The sequence below is a fragment of the Caldicellulosiruptor sp. DIB 104C genome (assembly GCF_028198085.1).
In the GTDB taxonomy this organism is placed as follows: domain Bacteria; phylum Bacillota; class Thermoanaerobacteria; order Caldicellulosiruptorales; family Caldicellulosiruptoraceae; genus Caldicellulosiruptor; species Caldicellulosiruptor saccharolyticus.
Genome location: NZ_CP116337.1, coordinates 554,680 through 570,540, shown reverse-complemented (window position 1 = coordinate 570,540; position 15,861 = coordinate 554,680). Strand labels below are relative to the sequence as shown.

General features: G+C 35.2%; 21 protein-coding genes and 5 tRNA genes. 10 read left to right on the top strand and 16 right to left on the bottom strand.

What is annotated here, in order from left to right; genetic code table 11:
- Positions 1-45: 45 nt before the first annotated feature.
- From aroF to aroA, 3 genes are read left to right on the top strand one after another with little or no spacing between them, the layout of a single operon-like run.
- On the top strand, positions 46-1,059 hold the full coding sequence (gene aroF, locus PGC14_RS02690; RefSeq protein ID WP_271629446.1) for a 3-deoxy-7-phosphoheptulonate synthase: 1,014 nt from the start codon (positions 46-48) through the stop codon (positions 1,057-1,059).
- A gap of 4 nt (positions 1,060-1,063) precedes the next feature.
- Positions 1,064-1,903, top strand: a complete 840-nt coding sequence (locus tag PGC14_RS02685) for a prephenate dehydrogenase (protein ID WP_039764210.1) — start codon at positions 1,064-1,066, stop codon at positions 1,901-1,903.
- The gene (gene aroA, locus PGC14_RS02680; RefSeq protein ID WP_039764208.1) at positions 1,900-3,201 is read left to right on the top strand and encodes a 3-phosphoshikimate 1-carboxyvinyltransferase; all 1,302 of its coding nucleotides are present in this window, start codon (positions 1,900-1,902) and stop codon (positions 3,199-3,201) included. The genes PGC14_RS02685 and aroA overlap by 4 nt, the downstream gene beginning before the upstream one ends.
- Before the next feature lie 36 nt (positions 3,202-3,237).
- On the opposite strand, the gene PGC14_RS02675 is transcribed toward aroA, so the two are convergent.
- Complete coding sequence (locus tag PGC14_RS02675; RefSeq protein ID WP_039764206.1) at positions 3,238-4,056, bottom strand: sugar phosphate isomerase/epimerase family protein; 819 nt, start codon at positions 4,054-4,056, stop codon at positions 3,238-3,240.
- 150 nt (positions 4,057-4,206) lie between these two features.
- Between PGC14_RS02675 and PGC14_RS02670 the strand changes: the two genes are divergently transcribed.
- Positions 4,207-4,602 carry a hypothetical protein gene (locus PGC14_RS02670; RefSeq protein WP_011918187.1) on the top strand — a complete coding sequence of 132 codons (396 nt, stop codon included), beginning with the start codon at positions 4,207-4,209 and terminating at the stop codon, positions 4,600-4,602.
- A gap of 91 nt (positions 4,603-4,693) precedes the next feature.
- The gene (locus tag PGC14_RS02665) at positions 4,694-5,248 is read left to right on the top strand and encodes a DUF4364 family protein (protein WP_271629445.1); all 555 of its coding nucleotides are present in this window, start codon (positions 4,694-4,696) and stop codon (positions 5,246-5,248) included.
- 52 nt (positions 5,249-5,300) lie between these two features.
- Here PGC14_RS02665 and PGC14_RS02660 read toward each other — a convergent pair.
- Positions 5,301-5,376, bottom strand: a tRNA-Ile gene (locus PGC14_RS02660).
- A 9-nt stretch (positions 5,377-5,385) separates the two neighbouring features.
- Positions 5,386-5,460 (bottom strand) — tRNA-Asn (locus PGC14_RS02655).
- A 254-nt stretch (positions 5,461-5,714) separates the two neighbouring features.
- On the opposite strand from PGC14_RS02655, the gene PGC14_RS02650 reads away from it, so the two are divergent.
- Positions 5,715-6,332 carry a GNAT family N-acetyltransferase gene (locus tag PGC14_RS02650; protein ID WP_039764203.1) on the top strand — a complete coding sequence of 206 codons (618 nt, stop codon included), beginning with the start codon at positions 5,715-5,717 and terminating at the stop codon, positions 6,330-6,332.
- A 63-nt stretch (positions 6,333-6,395) separates the two neighbouring features.
- Here PGC14_RS02650 and PGC14_RS02645 read toward each other — a convergent pair whose 3' ends face one another.
- The 7 genes from PGC14_RS02645 to PGC14_RS02615 form a co-directional block, all read right to left on the bottom strand.
- On the bottom strand, positions 6,396-6,677 hold the full coding sequence (locus tag PGC14_RS02645) for a spore coat protein (protein WP_011918191.1): 282 nt from the start codon (positions 6,675-6,677) through the stop codon (positions 6,396-6,398).
- Between the two features lie 22 nt (positions 6,678-6,699).
- A complete protein-coding gene (locus tag PGC14_RS02640; protein WP_011918192.1) occupies positions 6,700-6,900 on the bottom strand; it encodes a hypothetical protein in 201 nt (66 codons plus the stop codon).
- Between the two features lie 83 nt (positions 6,901-6,983).
- On the bottom strand, positions 6,984-7,664 hold the full coding sequence (locus PGC14_RS02635; protein ID WP_271629444.1) for a L,D-transpeptidase family protein: 681 nt from the start codon (positions 7,662-7,664) through the stop codon (positions 6,984-6,986).
- Between the two features lie 129 nt (positions 7,665-7,793).
- Positions 7,794-8,180: an aspartate 1-decarboxylase gene (gene panD / locus PGC14_RS02630; protein WP_011918194.1), complete on the bottom strand. Its 387-nt coding sequence runs from the start codon at positions 8,178-8,180 to the stop codon at positions 7,794-7,796.
- An 8-nt stretch (positions 8,181-8,188) separates the two neighbouring features.
- On the bottom strand, positions 8,189-9,034 hold the full coding sequence (gene panC, locus PGC14_RS02625) for a pantoate--beta-alanine ligase (protein ID WP_271629443.1): 846 nt from the start codon (positions 9,032-9,034) through the stop codon (positions 8,189-8,191).
- Positions 9,034-9,828: a 3-methyl-2-oxobutanoate hydroxymethyltransferase gene (gene panB, locus PGC14_RS02620; RefSeq protein WP_271629442.1), complete on the bottom strand. Its 795-nt coding sequence runs from the start codon at positions 9,826-9,828 to the stop codon at positions 9,034-9,036. Before panB ends, panC begins: the two co-directional genes overlap by 1 nt.
- Before the next feature lie 2 nt (positions 9,829-9,830).
- On the bottom strand, positions 9,831-10,673 hold the full coding sequence (locus PGC14_RS02615; protein ID WP_271629441.1) for a Rossmann-like and DUF2520 domain-containing protein: 843 nt from the start codon (positions 10,671-10,673) through the stop codon (positions 9,831-9,833).
- A gap of 302 nt (positions 10,674-10,975) precedes the next feature.
- On the opposite strand from PGC14_RS02615, the gene PGC14_RS02610 reads away from it, so the two are divergent.
- The 4 genes from PGC14_RS02610 (at position 10,976) to PGC14_RS02595 (ending at position 12,103) form a co-directional block, all read left to right on the top strand.
- Positions 10,976-11,494 (top strand): ferritin, encoded by a 519-nt coding sequence (locus PGC14_RS02610; protein ID WP_011918198.1) that lies wholly within the window; start codon positions 10,976-10,978, stop codon positions 11,492-11,494.
- Between the two features lie 81 nt (positions 11,495-11,575).
- Positions 11,576-11,797: an FmdB family zinc ribbon protein gene (locus tag PGC14_RS02605; RefSeq protein WP_011918199.1), complete on the top strand. Its 222-nt coding sequence runs from the start codon at positions 11,576-11,578 to the stop codon at positions 11,795-11,797.
- Between the two features lie 68 nt (positions 11,798-11,865).
- A tRNA-Leu gene (locus PGC14_RS02600) sits at positions 11,866-11,953 on the top strand.
- 73 nt (positions 11,954-12,026) lie between these two features.
- Positions 12,027-12,103 (top strand) — tRNA-Arg (locus PGC14_RS02595).
- A 245-nt stretch (positions 12,104-12,348) separates the two neighbouring features.
- Here PGC14_RS02595 and PGC14_RS02590 read toward each other — a convergent pair.
- The 6 genes from PGC14_RS02590 to PGC14_RS02565 all read right to left on the bottom strand — a co-directional run bounded on the left by PGC14_RS02590 (position 12,349) and on the right by PGC14_RS02565 (position 15,731).
- Positions 12,349-12,915 (bottom strand): B12-binding domain-containing radical SAM protein, encoded by a 567-nt coding sequence (locus PGC14_RS02590; protein ID WP_271629440.1) that lies wholly within the window; start codon positions 12,913-12,915, stop codon positions 12,349-12,351.
- Between the two features lie 83 nt (positions 12,916-12,998).
- Complete coding sequence (locus PGC14_RS02585; protein ID WP_051109288.1) at positions 12,999-13,349, bottom strand: B12-binding domain-containing radical SAM protein; 351 nt, start codon at positions 13,347-13,349, stop codon at positions 12,999-13,001.
- A 44-nt stretch (positions 13,350-13,393) separates the two neighbouring features.
- On the bottom strand, positions 13,394-13,645 hold the full coding sequence (locus tag PGC14_RS02580; RefSeq protein WP_237738169.1) for a hypothetical protein: 252 nt from the start codon (positions 13,643-13,645) through the stop codon (positions 13,394-13,396).
- A gap of 397 nt (positions 13,646-14,042) precedes the next feature.
- Positions 14,043-14,119: transfer RNA gene (locus tag PGC14_RS02575), tRNA-Val, on the bottom strand.
- A gap of 367 nt (positions 14,120-14,486) precedes the next feature.
- The gene (locus PGC14_RS02570) at positions 14,487-14,672 is read right to left on the bottom strand and encodes a helix-turn-helix domain-containing protein (protein ID WP_039764331.1); all 186 of its coding nucleotides are present in this window, start codon (positions 14,670-14,672) and stop codon (positions 14,487-14,489) included.
- 171 nt (positions 14,673-14,843) lie between these two features.
- Entirely contained in the window at positions 14,844-15,731 is an 888-nt protein-coding gene (locus PGC14_RS02565) for a hypothetical protein (protein WP_271629439.1), read from the bottom strand.
- Positions 15,732-15,861 lie beyond the last annotated feature (130 nt).

Sequence of the window (15,861 nt, the reverse complement as noted above, 5' to 3'; positions counted from 1 at the left end):
GAGATAAAGGATAATGAATTACATTGTAGGATGGGGGTATGTAACGTGATTATTGTTATGAAAAAAGATTGCAAAGAATCAGAAATTGAAGAGGTTGTAAAGCTAATCACATCACTTGGGCTTCGCCCACACATCTCTCAAGGTATTGAAAGAACTGTAATTGGTGTTATTGGTGATGAGAGAATACTTTCAGATGTACCAGTTGAACTTCTTCCTGGAGTTGATAGGATAATACCAATCTTAGAGAGCTACAAACTCGCAAGCAGGACATTCAAGAGCGAGCCAACAGTTATAAAAATTAAAGATATTGAAATTGGTGGAAATGCGTTAACACTTATTGGCGGTCCTTGTGCAATTGAAAGCTATGAGCAGATGTTCGAAGTTGCTGAAAAGATTAAAAAAAGCGGAGCAAAAATACTAAGAGGTGGAGCTTACAAGCCCAGAACATCTCCATATTCGTTCCAGGGTCTTGAAGAAGAAGGTTTGAAGATATTAAAGGAGGCAGCAACAAGATATGACCTTTTGGTTATAACAGAAGTTATAAGTGAAAATGCTGTTGACAAAGCATACGATTATGTAGACATCTTTCAGATTGGTGCAAGAAATATGCAAAATTTTAATTTACTAAAATATGTAGGAAGACAAGATAAACCTGTGCTTTTAAAGCGTGGTCTTGCTGCAACAATTGAAGAGTGGTTAAATGCTGCTGAGTACATTTTGAGCGAAGGAAATCCTAATGTCATACTTTGCGAAAGAGGAATTAGAACTTTTGAAACAGCGACAAGAAATACGCTTGACATATCTGCAATACCAGTTGTGAAGGAAAAGAGCCACTTGCCAATTATTGTGGACCCGAGCCATGCAGCTGGAAAAGCAAAGTATGTTCCAGCACTCTCAAAAGCAGCAATTGCAGCAGGTGCTGATGGGCTTATGATTGAAGTGCATCCAAATCCAAAGCAGGCTCTATCTGATGGTCCACAGTCGATTACACCTGATGAATTCGATAAACTTGTAAAAGAAATATCTCAAATTGCTAAATCAATCGGAAAGAGTGTATGAGAAGATGAGAAATAAGATTTTGGTGGTTGGGCTTGGCTTGATTGGTGGTTCACTTGCCAAGGCATTTAACAAATGCGGATTTGAAGTCCACGCACATGATATAAATCAAAATTCAATTGAAAAGGCAATAAAAGAAGGTATTGTAAAAGAGAAAATAGAGGATTTAGAAGATGTAGAAGATGAATATGCCTTTAGTTTCATATGTGTGCCTGTATTGGAAAGTATTGGTGTTTTAGAAAAACTATCGTCAAAGATAAAAAAAGGAATTATCACAGATGTTGGCAGCACAAAAGCTCAGATTTGTGAGTTTGCTTTGAAAAATAGAATTTCTAACTTTATTGGCGGTCATCCAATGGCTGGTACAGAAAAAATAGGATATGAGTACTCTTTTGAGACTCTCTTTAAAGGTGCTTACTATTTTATAACACCGCTTGATATAAATGAAAAAACCAATGTTCAGAAATTAAAAGATCTTTTGAACATAATCGGGTGCAGAGTTGAGGAAATTGACTATAGCCTTCATGATACAATAACAGGAGTAATTTCTCACCTTCCTCACATTGTGTCTGCTGCGCTTGTGAATATGTTAAATGAAAATAGCATCTTTTGCAAATTTGCTGGAGGGGGTTTTAAAGACATCACCCGTATCTCCTCCTCCAGCCCTAAGATGTGGGCAGATATATCCTTTTCAAACAAAAAGGTTTTGCTTGAACTGATAGATAAGTATATAGACTTATTGATAAACTTTAAATCAAATCTTGAAAGTGACAACTACAACGATATTTACTCATACTTTGAACAAGCAAAATCAATAAGAGATAAGATTGTGAGTGATAGTAAATGAATGTAAAAATTGAAGGCAGAAGAAAGATAAGAGCAAAAGTCGCTATACCATCTGACAAATCTATTTCACATAGAAGTATAATGATTGGAAGCTTAGCAAGAGGAACAACCGAGATAGAAAACTTTTTGTTTGCTGAGGACTGTTTAAGCACAATAAACTGCTTCAAAAAACTTGGCGCTGAGATAGAAATAAAAAATGACAAAGTTATTGTAAAAGGAAAAAATTATAGTTTATACGTCCCTCAACAGGTATTAGATTGCGGTAATTCTGGAACAACTACAAGATTGCTACTTGGGATTTTGTCAACTCAAGAGTTTGAGGCAGTTTTAGATGGCGACAGTTCTCTTCGAAAAAGACCTATGAAAAGAGTAACACAGCCCTTGAGCCAGATGGGTGCAAGCTTTGAATTTTTAGAAAAAGAGGATTGTCTTCCAATAAAGGTAAAAGGCAAAAAGAATTTAAAACCCATTGATTACACATTGCCAGTTTCAAGTGCACAGGTAAAATCAGCACTTATTTTTGCAGCTTTGAAAGCAGAAGGGAAAAGCGTTATAAAAGAGCTACCTATGTCAAGAGACCACACAGAACTTATGTTAAAATCTGCCGGAGCAGATATTGCTACTTGTTTTGAAAATGGTTTTTACAAGATAGAGGTTATGCCAAGCAATTTAGAGGCGCTTAAGATAAAAGTTCCTTCGGATATATCTTCTGCTGCATTTTTTATTGTGCTTGCTCTTATATGTGAAGATAGTGAAGTAATAATCGAGAATTGCATTTTAAACCCTACGCGGACAGGTATAATTGATATTCTAAAACAAATGGGTGCTGACATTGAAATTGGGAACGTTGAGATTCAAAACGGTGAGCTTGTTGGAACAATTGTTGCAAGAAGTAGCAATTTAAAAGGGGTTGTGGTTGACAAAAATGATATTCCCCGGATTATAGATGAGATACCAATCTTGGCTGTTGCTGCAGCTTTTGCTGATGGAAAGACCATTATAGACAATGCTTCAGAGCTCAGGGTCAAGGAAAGTGATAGGATAAAAACAACTCTTGAAATGTTAAGAAATTTTGGAGCTGAATGTTATGAGCTTGAAAATGGATTAGAAATTGTTGGTTCAAGAGATAATCTAAAAGCTGGCATTGTTAATTCATACAACGACCACAGAATTGCCATGGCAGCATCTATTTTGGCATGTGCAGTTGAGGGAGAAAGCACAATTTTAAATGCAGAGTGTGCATCAATATCCTTCCCCAACTTTTATGAGATTCTTCTTGGGCACAGCAAAAAGGTATAAAATGTTCTTTGCCTTTTCACTGTGCCCTTTTTCATTTTATTTATTTATTTTATTTAACAAGGCTTTTATTTTGTTTATAAACCCTAAAAACACAACGCCTGGCTCTTCAAGCTCAGAGAACCATCTTTTTACCCATTCCAGCGAAATATACCCTGTATAATTATCCTTGATTAACAAATTAATAGCTTTATCGATTGGAACATTACCTTCTCCAATCATCTTAAACACAAGTTTACCATTTTCTATTTTTGAATCTTTTACATGAACATGTTTTATATACTCCTTTAAATTACTATATGTGTACCCTACATCTTCATTAAAAAATCTATACGGATGATGAATATCCCAAACAACTCCAACATTCTGATATGGCACCTTTTCAAGCAAAGCTGCAAGCTTTTGAGAATTTGCCCAAATGCCATTTGTTTCAATCAAAACATCAACATCATAACTTTTTGCTATCTCACACAGCATGCATAGCATCTCTTTTACAAATTCCTCATCTACATTTTCCCCTGGTGTTATCCACTCATCTCCCAAGACTCTTATGTATTTGCAGCCAAGCTCTTTTGCTAACCTCATATGTTTTTCCGCTGCCTCAATCGTGGCATCTTTGGCTTTTTTGTCAAAGAGATAACAAGATGTTGATATACAAGAAATCTCCAGATTTAGGTCATCTAATCTCTTTTTTGTCAACCTCAAATTATCACCAGTAAAAGGAGATGCTCTATAAACCTCAAGCTCATCACATATCCCTCTAAGTTCAATTCCATCATATCCAAAGTCTTTAGCAGTTGCAATTATCTCATCCCAGGTAAAATTTGGGCACCCAACAGTTGAAAAACTAATCTTCATTTAAAGTTTAATCCTCCCCAAAAAAGTGCTGTTTTTAATATTCTACACTATTGTTATTGACATGAAAAGTAAAGCTAATTTTTCTTATTGACATTTGAATTTGAAGAAATTTATAATTAAACTAAAGTCATTTTTTAGGAGTGAAATATATTGAAGGACATCTTCATAGACGATTTCCAATATGTGGTAGATGAATTGCTAATAAGAAACAAAAGTATACTTGATAGCCTCACAAAATTTGCCGAATCCGCAGCGAGGGTCAACAGGAGTATAGTCAAGTCTGTCACAAACTGTGGATGTATAAGAATAAATGCTAAAAAACAAGAGATTCCAATAGATGTGAGCTTGAAAGAGGCAAAAAAGTATTTAAAGACTCATGTAGAAGGTCAGCTTTGTGAAAATTGCAGAGACTTGATTGAAAAAGAGATTGGAAGTACACTATTTTATTTAGCTTCCATTTGTAACACCTTGGATTTGAACTTATATGACATTGTATTAAAAGAAATCGAAAGAATGAAAACACTTGGTGAGTTCAATCTAAGATAACTTCGAGAAAAATTTCAGAAAAATACAAAAGCCGCCGTATTTTTTGTACAAAAATATGGCGGCTTTAAAAGTAAAAGGAGTGAAATAAAGAATGTCTGATGAGTACAATGAAATACACACCCTTGCCCAAAACAAGCTCATCATCCTATTTTTCCTAAATAAAATTAGCATTCCTATTTCAACTCAGCAGCTTGATGAGTTCATTCTCTCAACAAAGTACATGAACTTTTTTGAATACCAGCAATACCTTAAAGAACTGGAGGCTCAAAAGCTTATACATAGATACGATGATGAGCTCAGAACATACATTGAAATCTCACAAAGTGGTAAGGATGTATTAGAGATATTGTTAAACTTAATTCCAAAGCTTACACTTGAAGAAATAGAAGAATACATAAAGAAAAACTATAGGAAAATAAAACTAAATACTGAAATTTATTCAGACTACAAGATACTTAACCAAAACGAATACTTAGTTGTGTGCTCTTTGCGTGAAGGAAATAGTATACTATTTGAGGTAAAAGTAAATGTCCCTCATGTAGAAATCGCCAAGAGAATTTGCCGAAACTGGAACAAAAACGCTGAAACGGTTTATAGACTTCTTTTTGAGAATTTAGCTAAAAACCATGAAGAACCTTCCCAATAATACACAAAAAATAAAAGCGAGTCTTCTCTGACTCGCTTATTATTTTTGAAATTGGTGGGCCCTTAGGGATTCGAACCCCAGACCAACCGGTTATGAGCCGGCCGCTCTACCAGCTGAGCTAAAGGCCCTTAAAAAATTGGCTCCCCGGGTAGGATTCGAACCTACGACCCTCCGGTTAACAGCCGGATGCTCCACCGCTGAGCTACCGAGGAACCTCTTATTCATTTATTCTTCTTGTTTTCGGCACCTTTTCTCTTGCGCCGTCGACATTATTTATTATACCTATAAAAGATTTTTTGTCAATAGCCTTTTTAAAAAATTTTTTATTGGTATTATTTGGATTTTAACCTTACCTTTTAAAATCTTTGTTCACCTTTTTTAACTTCTTTGAAAGAAGTATAATTAAAATAACACATAGCAAAAATGTAAATACGGAAAGATATCTTGAACATAAAGGTGAAACTGCATGATAAGATGTGCAAAATTTTCTGACCTTCCGCAGATTGCCGAGATTTTCAGAGAAGCGTTCAGTGACAGCATAGAGTTTTATTTCAACAACAGAATTAAAAACTCTGCTATAGAGGACATATTCAAAGTGGTCCTTCTTGCCGAACCTCATGGTTTTTTAGTGTACGAAGACAAAGAAAATAAAAAGATTGCAGGATATATCTGTGTGGTAAAAGACATCAAAAAGGTGTGGTTAGCGGCTGTAGCGTCATTATCCATCTTCAAATGGGTTGTCAAGTGGATATTAGGCCTTTATGGATTTGGTATAAAACCAATCTGGAAGATTCTTTCTAACAAGCTTGACTTTTTTAAATTCCATACAAAACATGGAAGTGGAATATGCGCTCAAATTTTATCAATTGCTACACGCAAGTCATATAGAGGGAAAAACATTGGAACAAAGCTTGTTGAAGCAGGACTAAATTTTCTGAAATCAAAAGGAGTAAAACAAGTCAAGTTAGAGGTAAGACCAGATAACTTACCCGCTATAAAGCTTTATAAGAAATTTGGATTTTACCAGATAGGAATGTCACGAGATCCGCAAGGAAAATGGATTGTTATGAAAAAAGACTTTTAGAAACCAGCAAGGGGCCGCCGTTAAAATCTTTTCGGTCAGCCCCTTATCAGGTGTTAGATTCTTTTACATTGAAACCATCTGAACATTATTTTGAATTGTCTGAATATCTCTTTGTGCTTTTGTTATATCATCCTGTTTTGCCATCTCAACAGGATACCAACCTTTCTGAGATAAAAAATCAAATATTTGCTTTTGATGATCAAACATTCTGTTTAAGATTGACATAGTTTCTTTTCTAAGTGCATTGTTGGAACTTTCCAAAATCAAGTTTGTAAGTGCCATTGCCTGAAGCTTCATAGCATTCAAAAGTGAAAAAGCAATGTCTCTATCTGACAAGGTCTTCATACTAATTTCACTCCTTTCTCTGTTATTGAATGCTTGGATTTTCAATAAACCTTGACAAAATAGCTATGTCACTTTTGCAGTGGGTTACACACTGCTGGCAAAGGTTTTTGAGTGAGATGTCTGTAATTTGGTCAGAAACACCTGCGATGAAATTGATTGAATTTTGCATCATCTTAATATTGTCTTCTAAAAACATAAGCTCTTTTGAACTGATATTGGCCACGTATTCCTACCTCCTTTCTTTAATGAGAAGAATTTAAATTTTTATTAAGCTACATAATTTATTTTTGTTATAACGAGATTTTTTTATTCAAACAAGAAAAATCCCATTTTTTTTAATAAGTAAGGAGTTATCTTATTTGTCATTGGTAACCCATTTTTCTTTTGAAAAAGATTTATAGCTGCTTCCATTGCAAGACCATACTTTCCGTCAACTTCACCATGATAAAAGCCAAGTTCTTTAAGCCGCCTTTGGACAGCCATCACATCTTCGCCTGTGTCTCCTGGAAAAATTGTTCTAAAACCATTTCTAAATTCACCATATGCACCTTCTGAGATAATAACAGTAGTGCCAATAGGTATGTACGAAAATAATTCCTTTATATCATTATTTCGCATCCTCACACAACCATGGCTCACATGCGCACCAATATAGTTTTCGTATATAGTTCCATGAATACCATATTTTCCGTATCTAACATTCAAACCCATCCATCTTCCACCAAAACCGTCGCCCCAGTATGCTTTTGAGATTATTCTAAATGTGCCCACAGGAGTTGGTGTAGAAGGCTTTCCGGGAGAAATTGGATATGATTTATAGAGAATTCCATTTTTGAATACATATAGCTTACTATCATCAATTGAGACAAAGATTAAGTATGGATTTGAAAAATGCTGAGAAAATACTGAAATCAGGATAAAACAAATTGATATTACTATTATTGAAAGTATTACCATTAATTTTTTATTTACTATTTTTCTTTTCATCCTGCCTGCAAAAAACTTTATCATTTCAGTAAATATAGTATATGCTTATTGCCGTTATAATATTAAAAGGTGGAGCACAAAACTTCCTTGATTTTTTTTGCTTGTGCTCCACCTTTAAAATCTTTTGTTTTAGCACAGACACTCTGAGTGTTCTTCTTTGTTTGAAAGTTTTACAATCTTATTATTGTCATCTACAAATACAATCTTTGGCATGTGAGTTTTGTATTCCTCCATTGTAAGCAAACAATAAGCCATTATAATCACTTTGTCTCCAACCTGCACAAGACGAGCAGCTGCCCCATTTAAGCAAATTGTTCCACTTCCCCTCTCGCCTTTGATGACATATGTCTCAAACCTCTCACCATTGTTTATATTTACAACCTGAACTTTCTCATTTTCCAATATTCCAGCTGCTTCCATAAGTTCTTCATCAATTGTGATACTTCCAACATAATTTAAATTGGCCTCTGTAACAGTTGCTCTGTGTATCTTTGATTTTAAAACCTCAATCAGCATCCTTTCTATCATACCTCCATAACTATATTATCGATAAGTCTGGTTGTTCCAACAAACACTGCCAAGGTTATTAATACTTTACCTTCAACCTTTGAAATTGGTTCAAATGTATCATAATTGACAAATTCAATATAATCAATCCTTGTATACTTTTCCCTTAAAATCAAATCTTCCATTGCCTTTTTTAGCTTTGAAACATCCCTTTCGCCTTTTTCGATCAAATCTTTTGCTAAACTCAATGCTCTATATAAAACTGTTGCTGATTTTCTCTCATCATCAGAAAGATATGTGTTTCGTGAACTCATTGCAAGTCCATCCTCTTCACGCACAATTGGGCATGGAACAATCTCAACATCCAAATTCAGGTCCTTTACCATCTGCTTTATAACAGCAAGCTGCTGTGCATCCTTTTGCCCAAAATATGCTCTATCAGGATTTATAATGTTAAAAAGCTTTAGGACAACAGTTGCAACACCATCAAAATGCCCTGGTCTTGACTTGCCACACATAATATCTGTTATCTTCTTGACGGATACAACTGTTTTAAAGTCATCTGGATACATTTCTTTTACTGAGGGATAGAAGACATAATCTACCCCTTCTTTCTCAGCCAAATTTTTGTCTCTCTCAAAATCACGAGGATACCTGTCATAGTCCTCATTTGGTCCAAATTGAATTTGATTTACAAAAATGCTTATAATTGTTATGTCATTTTGGCTTTTTGATTTTCTAACCAAGCTCAAATGTCCTTCATGCAAATATCCCATTGTTGGAACAAATCCTATTGTCTTCCCTTCCTTTTTAAGTTTTTTGACAATATCTTTCATTTCTTGAATTTTCTCAACCACAACCATCAGTAGCTATGCTCCTTTCCTGGGAATTCTCCTCTTTTAACCTCATTAATATACTTAGAAACAGCATCCTTAATTATACTGCCAACTTCAGCATACCTTTTCACAAATTTAGGTTTGAAGTCTTCATACATTCCAAGCATGTCATAGCATACAAGCACCTGCCCATCGCAATAAGGGCCTGCACCAATGCCAATTATTGGTGCTTTCACACTTTCTTGAACCTGTTTTGCAACCATTGCAGGAACCTTTTCAAGCACAATTGCAAAAACACCCACCTCTTCAAGCTTTTTTGCATCTTCTATTAACTTTTTTGCTTCTTCTTCCTCTTTTGCACGAAGTTCATACCCACCAAATACATTTACAGACTGAGGAGTAAGTCCCAAGTGCCCCATAACAGGAATCTGAGCTTTAATAACAGCTTCTATCTTGTCAATAACGTCATCGCACCCTTCCATCTTAACTGCATATGCACCTGCTCTAATTAATCTTCCAGCGTTTTTTACAGCTTCCTCAGGTGTTGTATGATAGGACAAAAATGGCATATCTGCAACAACCATTGCGTACTTTGTTCCTCTTGCAACAGCCCTTACATGGTGTTCCACATCCTCCATAGTAACTGGAATTGTCGAATCATATCCAAGTATTACCATACCAAGTGAATCGCCAACAAGCAAGATGTCAACCATACAGCTGTCAAATAACTTTGCAAAGGTGTAGTCATAGGCTGTGAGCATGGTGATCTTTTCGCCCTTTTGTTTTTTTTCGAATAGTGTCTTTGTTGTAACCTTGTTCATAACTAATTCCCACCTTTCGATTTAATAAAATCTTGCAATTTCTCGCAAGTATCAAATTGACCTCTTTCTCTTATGAGTTCCAACGTCAGTTTCAACAGTTCCAAAAATGTACTCTTTTGGCTATCTGGAAGTACCATATAATGTTTTTCCAAAGTTGAGATATCTCCTCTTGAAGCAGGGCCAGTTAAAGAATTCAATCTATCTTTCAAAAAGTTTTCTAATGAGGCCTTTGCAAGAGGACCTATCATTGAGAATATAATGTCGTCAGATAGTTTTAGATCTTTATAAATGCTGTATGAAAAATTTAAAAGTCCAATTAAATAGTTCGAAGCAATCGTTGCGGCAAGATGATATTTTACTTTATCTTCTTTTTTAAGCTCTATATATTTATTCCCCATTTTTTGAAGTATTATCTTACCAACTTCTTTCCCTTTTTCATCACCTTCCAAAGAAAACATTGCATTGCTTAACTTTTGAACATCTTCTATCTGACCCCTTAATGTCTGCACCGGGTGCAGAGAAAATTTTCCTCTGCAAGACACTTTTATTGCACTCGACAACAGCGCCCCAGAAAGATGAGCAAAAACTTTGTTTTTAGAAAGTTCTTGAGGAAGATTTTTAGAAACTTCTTCAATAGCAGAGTCAGATATGCTAAGAAAAATTACATCACATGATTCAATCAATTCTTCTACAGTTTGAAAAACCCTTGTATTTGTCAAATTGGCAGCTTCTTTTGCTTTTTCATATGTGCGATTGTAAAATCCTGTAACCTCAATGCCCTTGCTCATAAGATAAAAACACATAGAAACTCCTGCTCTTGATGCTCCATAAAAACCGATTTTCATAAAAATTACCTCCTAAAAAATTAAAAAAGGCAGAACAGAGTCTGCCTTTCTTTGCAAAATGTTATTAAAACGTAGAACAAAGCCCTTTAGCAGTCCCTGTTCTTTTAAAAATCAGGGCAGCTTTCTATTTAATTTTTTAAACAGAAGATAACCTAAATGGATATAGTATGGCTCGACATTCTTGTCGATGCCACCTTATATTAATTATACCACAATATCCGAAAAAAAATAGTGTTAGTTTTTTTGTTTAGAGGGTAAGAATAACTATGAAAAAATATTTAAAAAAGAGGTGTAATTGTTCGATGAAAAATCAAAAGATAATCGACATGTTAAATGAACAGCTGAACAAAGAATTGTTTTCTGCTTATTTTTACACAGCCATGGAAGCTTATTTTTCTTCTCAGAATTTAGATGGTTTTGCTCACTTTTTCATGGTTCAAACAAAAGAGGAATTAGACCATGCAAGACTGATTTTTAACTATATTAACAAAATTGGTGGAAGGGTTATTCTAAAGGAATTAAAACAGCCAAAAATAGATTACACATCACCTACAGAAGTATTTGAACTGGCACTTGCTCACGAACAGTTCATAACATCTTCTATTCATGAAATAGCAAAAACTGCTCTTGAAGAAAAGGACCTCACAACTCACAGCTTCTTGCAATGGTTTATAAATGAACAGGCAGAAGAAGAGGAGACAATGGACAAGATCTTGAGAAAACTAAAATTTATCAAAGAAGACCCAAGCGGACTTTTGTTTTTGGACAAAGAGCTTTCAACAAGAGTTTACGCACCACCTTCGATAATGCAAGCAGAGTAATAAATTAGTATTTGAATTTGTATTATTTTCTGCTATACTATTTGAGTAGAAAAATAATAACCTACACGAAGGTGACCTGTGATGCTTTACACATATATCTGCAATAGCTGTGAAGAAGTCTTTGAAGTTAAAGCATCTATATCAGAGATTTCAAATGGTCTTAAAGTAAGCTGTCCAAAATGTGCATCAGAGGATGTAAGAAGAGATTACTCTCGAATAAACTTTGGAACATCAGCAGGAAATGGTTCAAAAGGTGAGAGTTGTAGTACCTGTTCAGGTAATAGAGGCTGTTGCGGGAGTTAAAATTCAAAAAAGGTTATTGACAAAGTTGAGAGAGCTTTTTATAATATATATTGCAACGTGAGTGAGGTGCCGAGATGGTGGAATTGGCAGACACGCTACTTTGAGGGGGTAGTGGGCGTCAAGCCCGTGCGAGTTCGAGTCTCGCTCTCGGCACCAATTAAAAAAGCAAATAAGGCCCTGGGAAAAAGGGCTTTATTTTTTATGCAAAAATAAAAATGATAAAAATTGCGCGCCCATAGCTCAATTGGATAGAGCATCAGACTACGGATCTGAGGGTTGGGGGTTCGAGTCCTCCTGGGCGCGCCATATGCTTTCAAGGATTTTGAGAGAGAGGAAAATTTGCAAATACCATTTATTATAGACTCTGTCGTCAGTTGTCGCATATTCAAAAACTGTACAATTATGGTCAAAGCAAGTAACAACACAATCCTCATCGAAAATTTTACATTTATTTTGAAAGTTTGAGCTACAATTCTGTTGCTCTTTCTTACTTTTACTATGTAGAAGCAAATTTTCTTTATTTACTTTTCTACAGAATTAAGAAAAAAATCTCATCTTTTAGAGTCACTCCATTCTATAAAATGAAAGGCGGTATTCACTACAGCTGAAAACAAAAGCATTAGCGGATGTTTGGCTACATTGAATAATCTTCTCAAGATAGGGGAAGTGGAATAGAATTTTCTGCGAAGCCAATCATGACCTGCCTGAAGCTCTTCAGGTGTCATACGTGCTGGTTGATATGTCACATGCTCTCCATCATATAGTTCCCAGTCATATGTAAGTATTCGCCCAGCCTGTTCCATTTCTTTGAAAAATTCTGTTCCAGGATATGGTGTGAGAATTTTAAAACTGACAAGATCCACTCCTATGTCCCTCAACATTTCAAATGTTTGAGGAAAAATAGAGGTATCTTCGTTATCAAATCCTGTTACCATTCCTGCTTCTACCAGAATCCCATGTTTATGAAAAGTAGAGATAACCCCTCGGTAACGTGCAACCTGATTTTGATATTTATTAGCTTCTTGAAGACTTGACTGAGATACAGACTCTATCCCAACAAACACCCCTTTGCACCCACTTTGTTGGGCAAGGCCAAGAAGCTCAGAATCATAAGCCATATTAATACTTGCCTATGCAATCCACCATTTTTTCAAGGGAATCATTGCTCGGAAGAGTTCTTGGGCGTACTCAGGATTACCGACTACATTGTCATCAGTGAAAAATATAATTTAGTTGGTGCATTCTTAATATCGGCAATTACTTCTTCTATAGGTTTGTGTCTCACCCCTCGGCCGTACATGTAACGTACCATACAGAAATTGCAAGCAAATGGACAGCCTCGTGATGTTTCCACAGCAGTTATTAGAAGGTACCTTTTGCCTTTAAGTAAATCTAAGCGAGGTGGAGGAAGATGCTCAAGAGAAGGTTTTGCTGGTGCTTGGTACACTCTCTTGAGTTGACCACGTCTGGCATCTTCAATTATCTGTCCAAAGATTTCTTCACATTCGCCTATGGCTACAGCATCTACATGCTGAAGAGTTTCTTTGGACATTAAGGTAGCATGAGACCTACCATGATAACAGGTATGCCTCGTCGTCAGAATTCAGTAGCAATCTCATAAGCTCTTGGTGCATGAGGTGTCTCTCCGGTAAGTCCTACAAGATCTACTGGTTCATCATAGGAAATATCCTCTATTTGGTCATCCACAATCTTGACTTCTATATTAGGTGGACACAATGCAGCCAGTCGAGGTAAGGTAAGAGCAAAGTTGAGAGTGGAAAAGTTAAGTATCCCTTTTTTCATCTGGCGCAACGCACGTCCTGCAGGAGCAATAAGAAGTAATCGCATTTTTCTTCATTTCCTTAAAATCTGGATATGAGTTAATAACCTTTAATCTTCTTTTTGGTTCTAAAAAGTTCAATTTTATTTTATCACAAATTTAAAAATGGGGTATTCAAAACTTGTCTGATTTAAATGTTGATTGAAAGGTCAAAATTATAAAGAATATTAGGAAATTTTACAACATTGCTAAAGATACTAATATGCAGCTAAACAAACAACGAACTTGTAATTTTGTTTCATTACTTAATAGATTACTCTGCGAAATGTTGAAAAAGTAAATAGCTTTTTCGTAAGTAATTCACAATAACTGACAATAAAAAGAAGAAATGCAGCTTTGAGACAAGTTTTCATAATAACAAAAAATGATAAAACTACATCATCAAGCTAAAGTTATGAAAATAAATGGTGGGGATAATAGGACTCGAACCTATGACCTCTTGCATGTGAAGCAAGCGCTCTAACCAACTGAGCTATATCCCCACCACTTAAGGTAACTATATTCCTTTTTTATTTTATTATACCACATGTCTTATAAGATGCAACACCAAGTGAAGATGAGGATAGTGTCAAGAATTTATAGGAAAATTTTTTATATAATGTATTTTCTTGAGGAATATAGAAAAAATGGAGTACATATTCTTAAAAAATGTAGTTACAATATATTACAGCTCTACAATATACGCTATGAAATGGAATCACAAAAATCTTGACAGGTCTCCTGCAAGCTTAAAAATTCTTTCACTTCTAAAAGTTTACTTTTCTACAGTACCTTGCTCTGGTTTTGTTACACACAGCTTGTCCTGTTGGTTCAAAATACTTTTCAAATGTACTCAAATCACTATTCATTTTAGTTGTGGTTCCTCGCTTTATTCTGCTGTGAAATAGTACTTGCATTTCTGCCTAATTTTCTTGCTATTTCTCTTATGCCCAGACTAACCTCTATCAGTTTTTCTATCGCTCCTCTTTCGAATCTACTTGTGTGTTTAAATTTCCTTCTCCTTTTGGTATTATTATCAATAGGGCATAATTTCAAATCTCCTGTTTATGTGTTTGGAATTTTCAACTAATATCATACGCAGTTTGAAGCTATGGCTTCAATATTTTTTTCACCTGTTGCATTTAATTTTACAACAAACAAATGGTTAGAGGAAAGAATAAAAGAAACTTTTTTTAAGAAATAAAAAAACAAAATTATTACTCTATATCACCATTCTAATTTTCTTTTTTCAGCCTCTTCATCTTCCCGTCTGGCTTCAAGCTCATAACTCTCCGCAATTCTTTTTAATATAGATGCCGTTTTCGGAAAAGCAGTATTCTGTTTTTCTGCATATTTCCTATATTGTTCTGCCAACGCACGTTCTTGAGTTCCTCCCTCAAATAGAGATTTAGTAATAATCCCCCTTTGATTATATATTCCGATTTTAAAACCACTTTCTAATTCTTTACTTCGTATCTCATCAATTATTCTGCACACTGCTTCTGGAGGCCAGTTACCATCTTCATCTGGCACTGCATATGCTAACACTTGACCAATATGTTTATCACAAGATTCCAATCTATTCAGCTTCATACATATATCCCGTGTTTTATCCACCCACGACTTTAGCTTTTTATAGTCTATCCTGCCGCTACTATCACTCCCAGGTACAGTTTTCCAGGTATTAAGCAATTGCCAAGCAAGATGTGCTCGCTGTTTTTTTAACTCTTGTGGTAATTCTTCTCTTTCTTCATCTATGCTTTCGTTTTTTGGTTTATATACGAACCTAATTACTTCTGCAAAAAATTCAGGATTGTTTGATAACTCTTGATGTAGCATTTTAGGAGGTCTTCCACTTCCCACCCTTGCAAGAATGGGTAAGTATAACCACTCTAACTCCGCGATTTTATCTTTCCCTATTTCTCTAGACAGATCGAGCGTTTCAAATAGTTCTTCAATATCCCAAGGATCAACAATACGAAAATCATCAATACTCTTTTCTAAAGCAGCTTTTTTAAGTAAGTCGGCTATCATCTTTGGAGGAATTTCTTTTGCAAACATAGCAGCAGTATCTAAAGCGGTGAAGTACCTTTTTACACTTATCAACTTTTCCAATGCATAAATTTTGTCCTCCATAGGTAGATCAAAAAACCTTGGCGGAATTTTCACCCAGTATTCTTGTTGTATTTGTGGATTAAATTTTTCCAATAAATTCCAGATACTTCTATTTTGTGGTAATGATAGA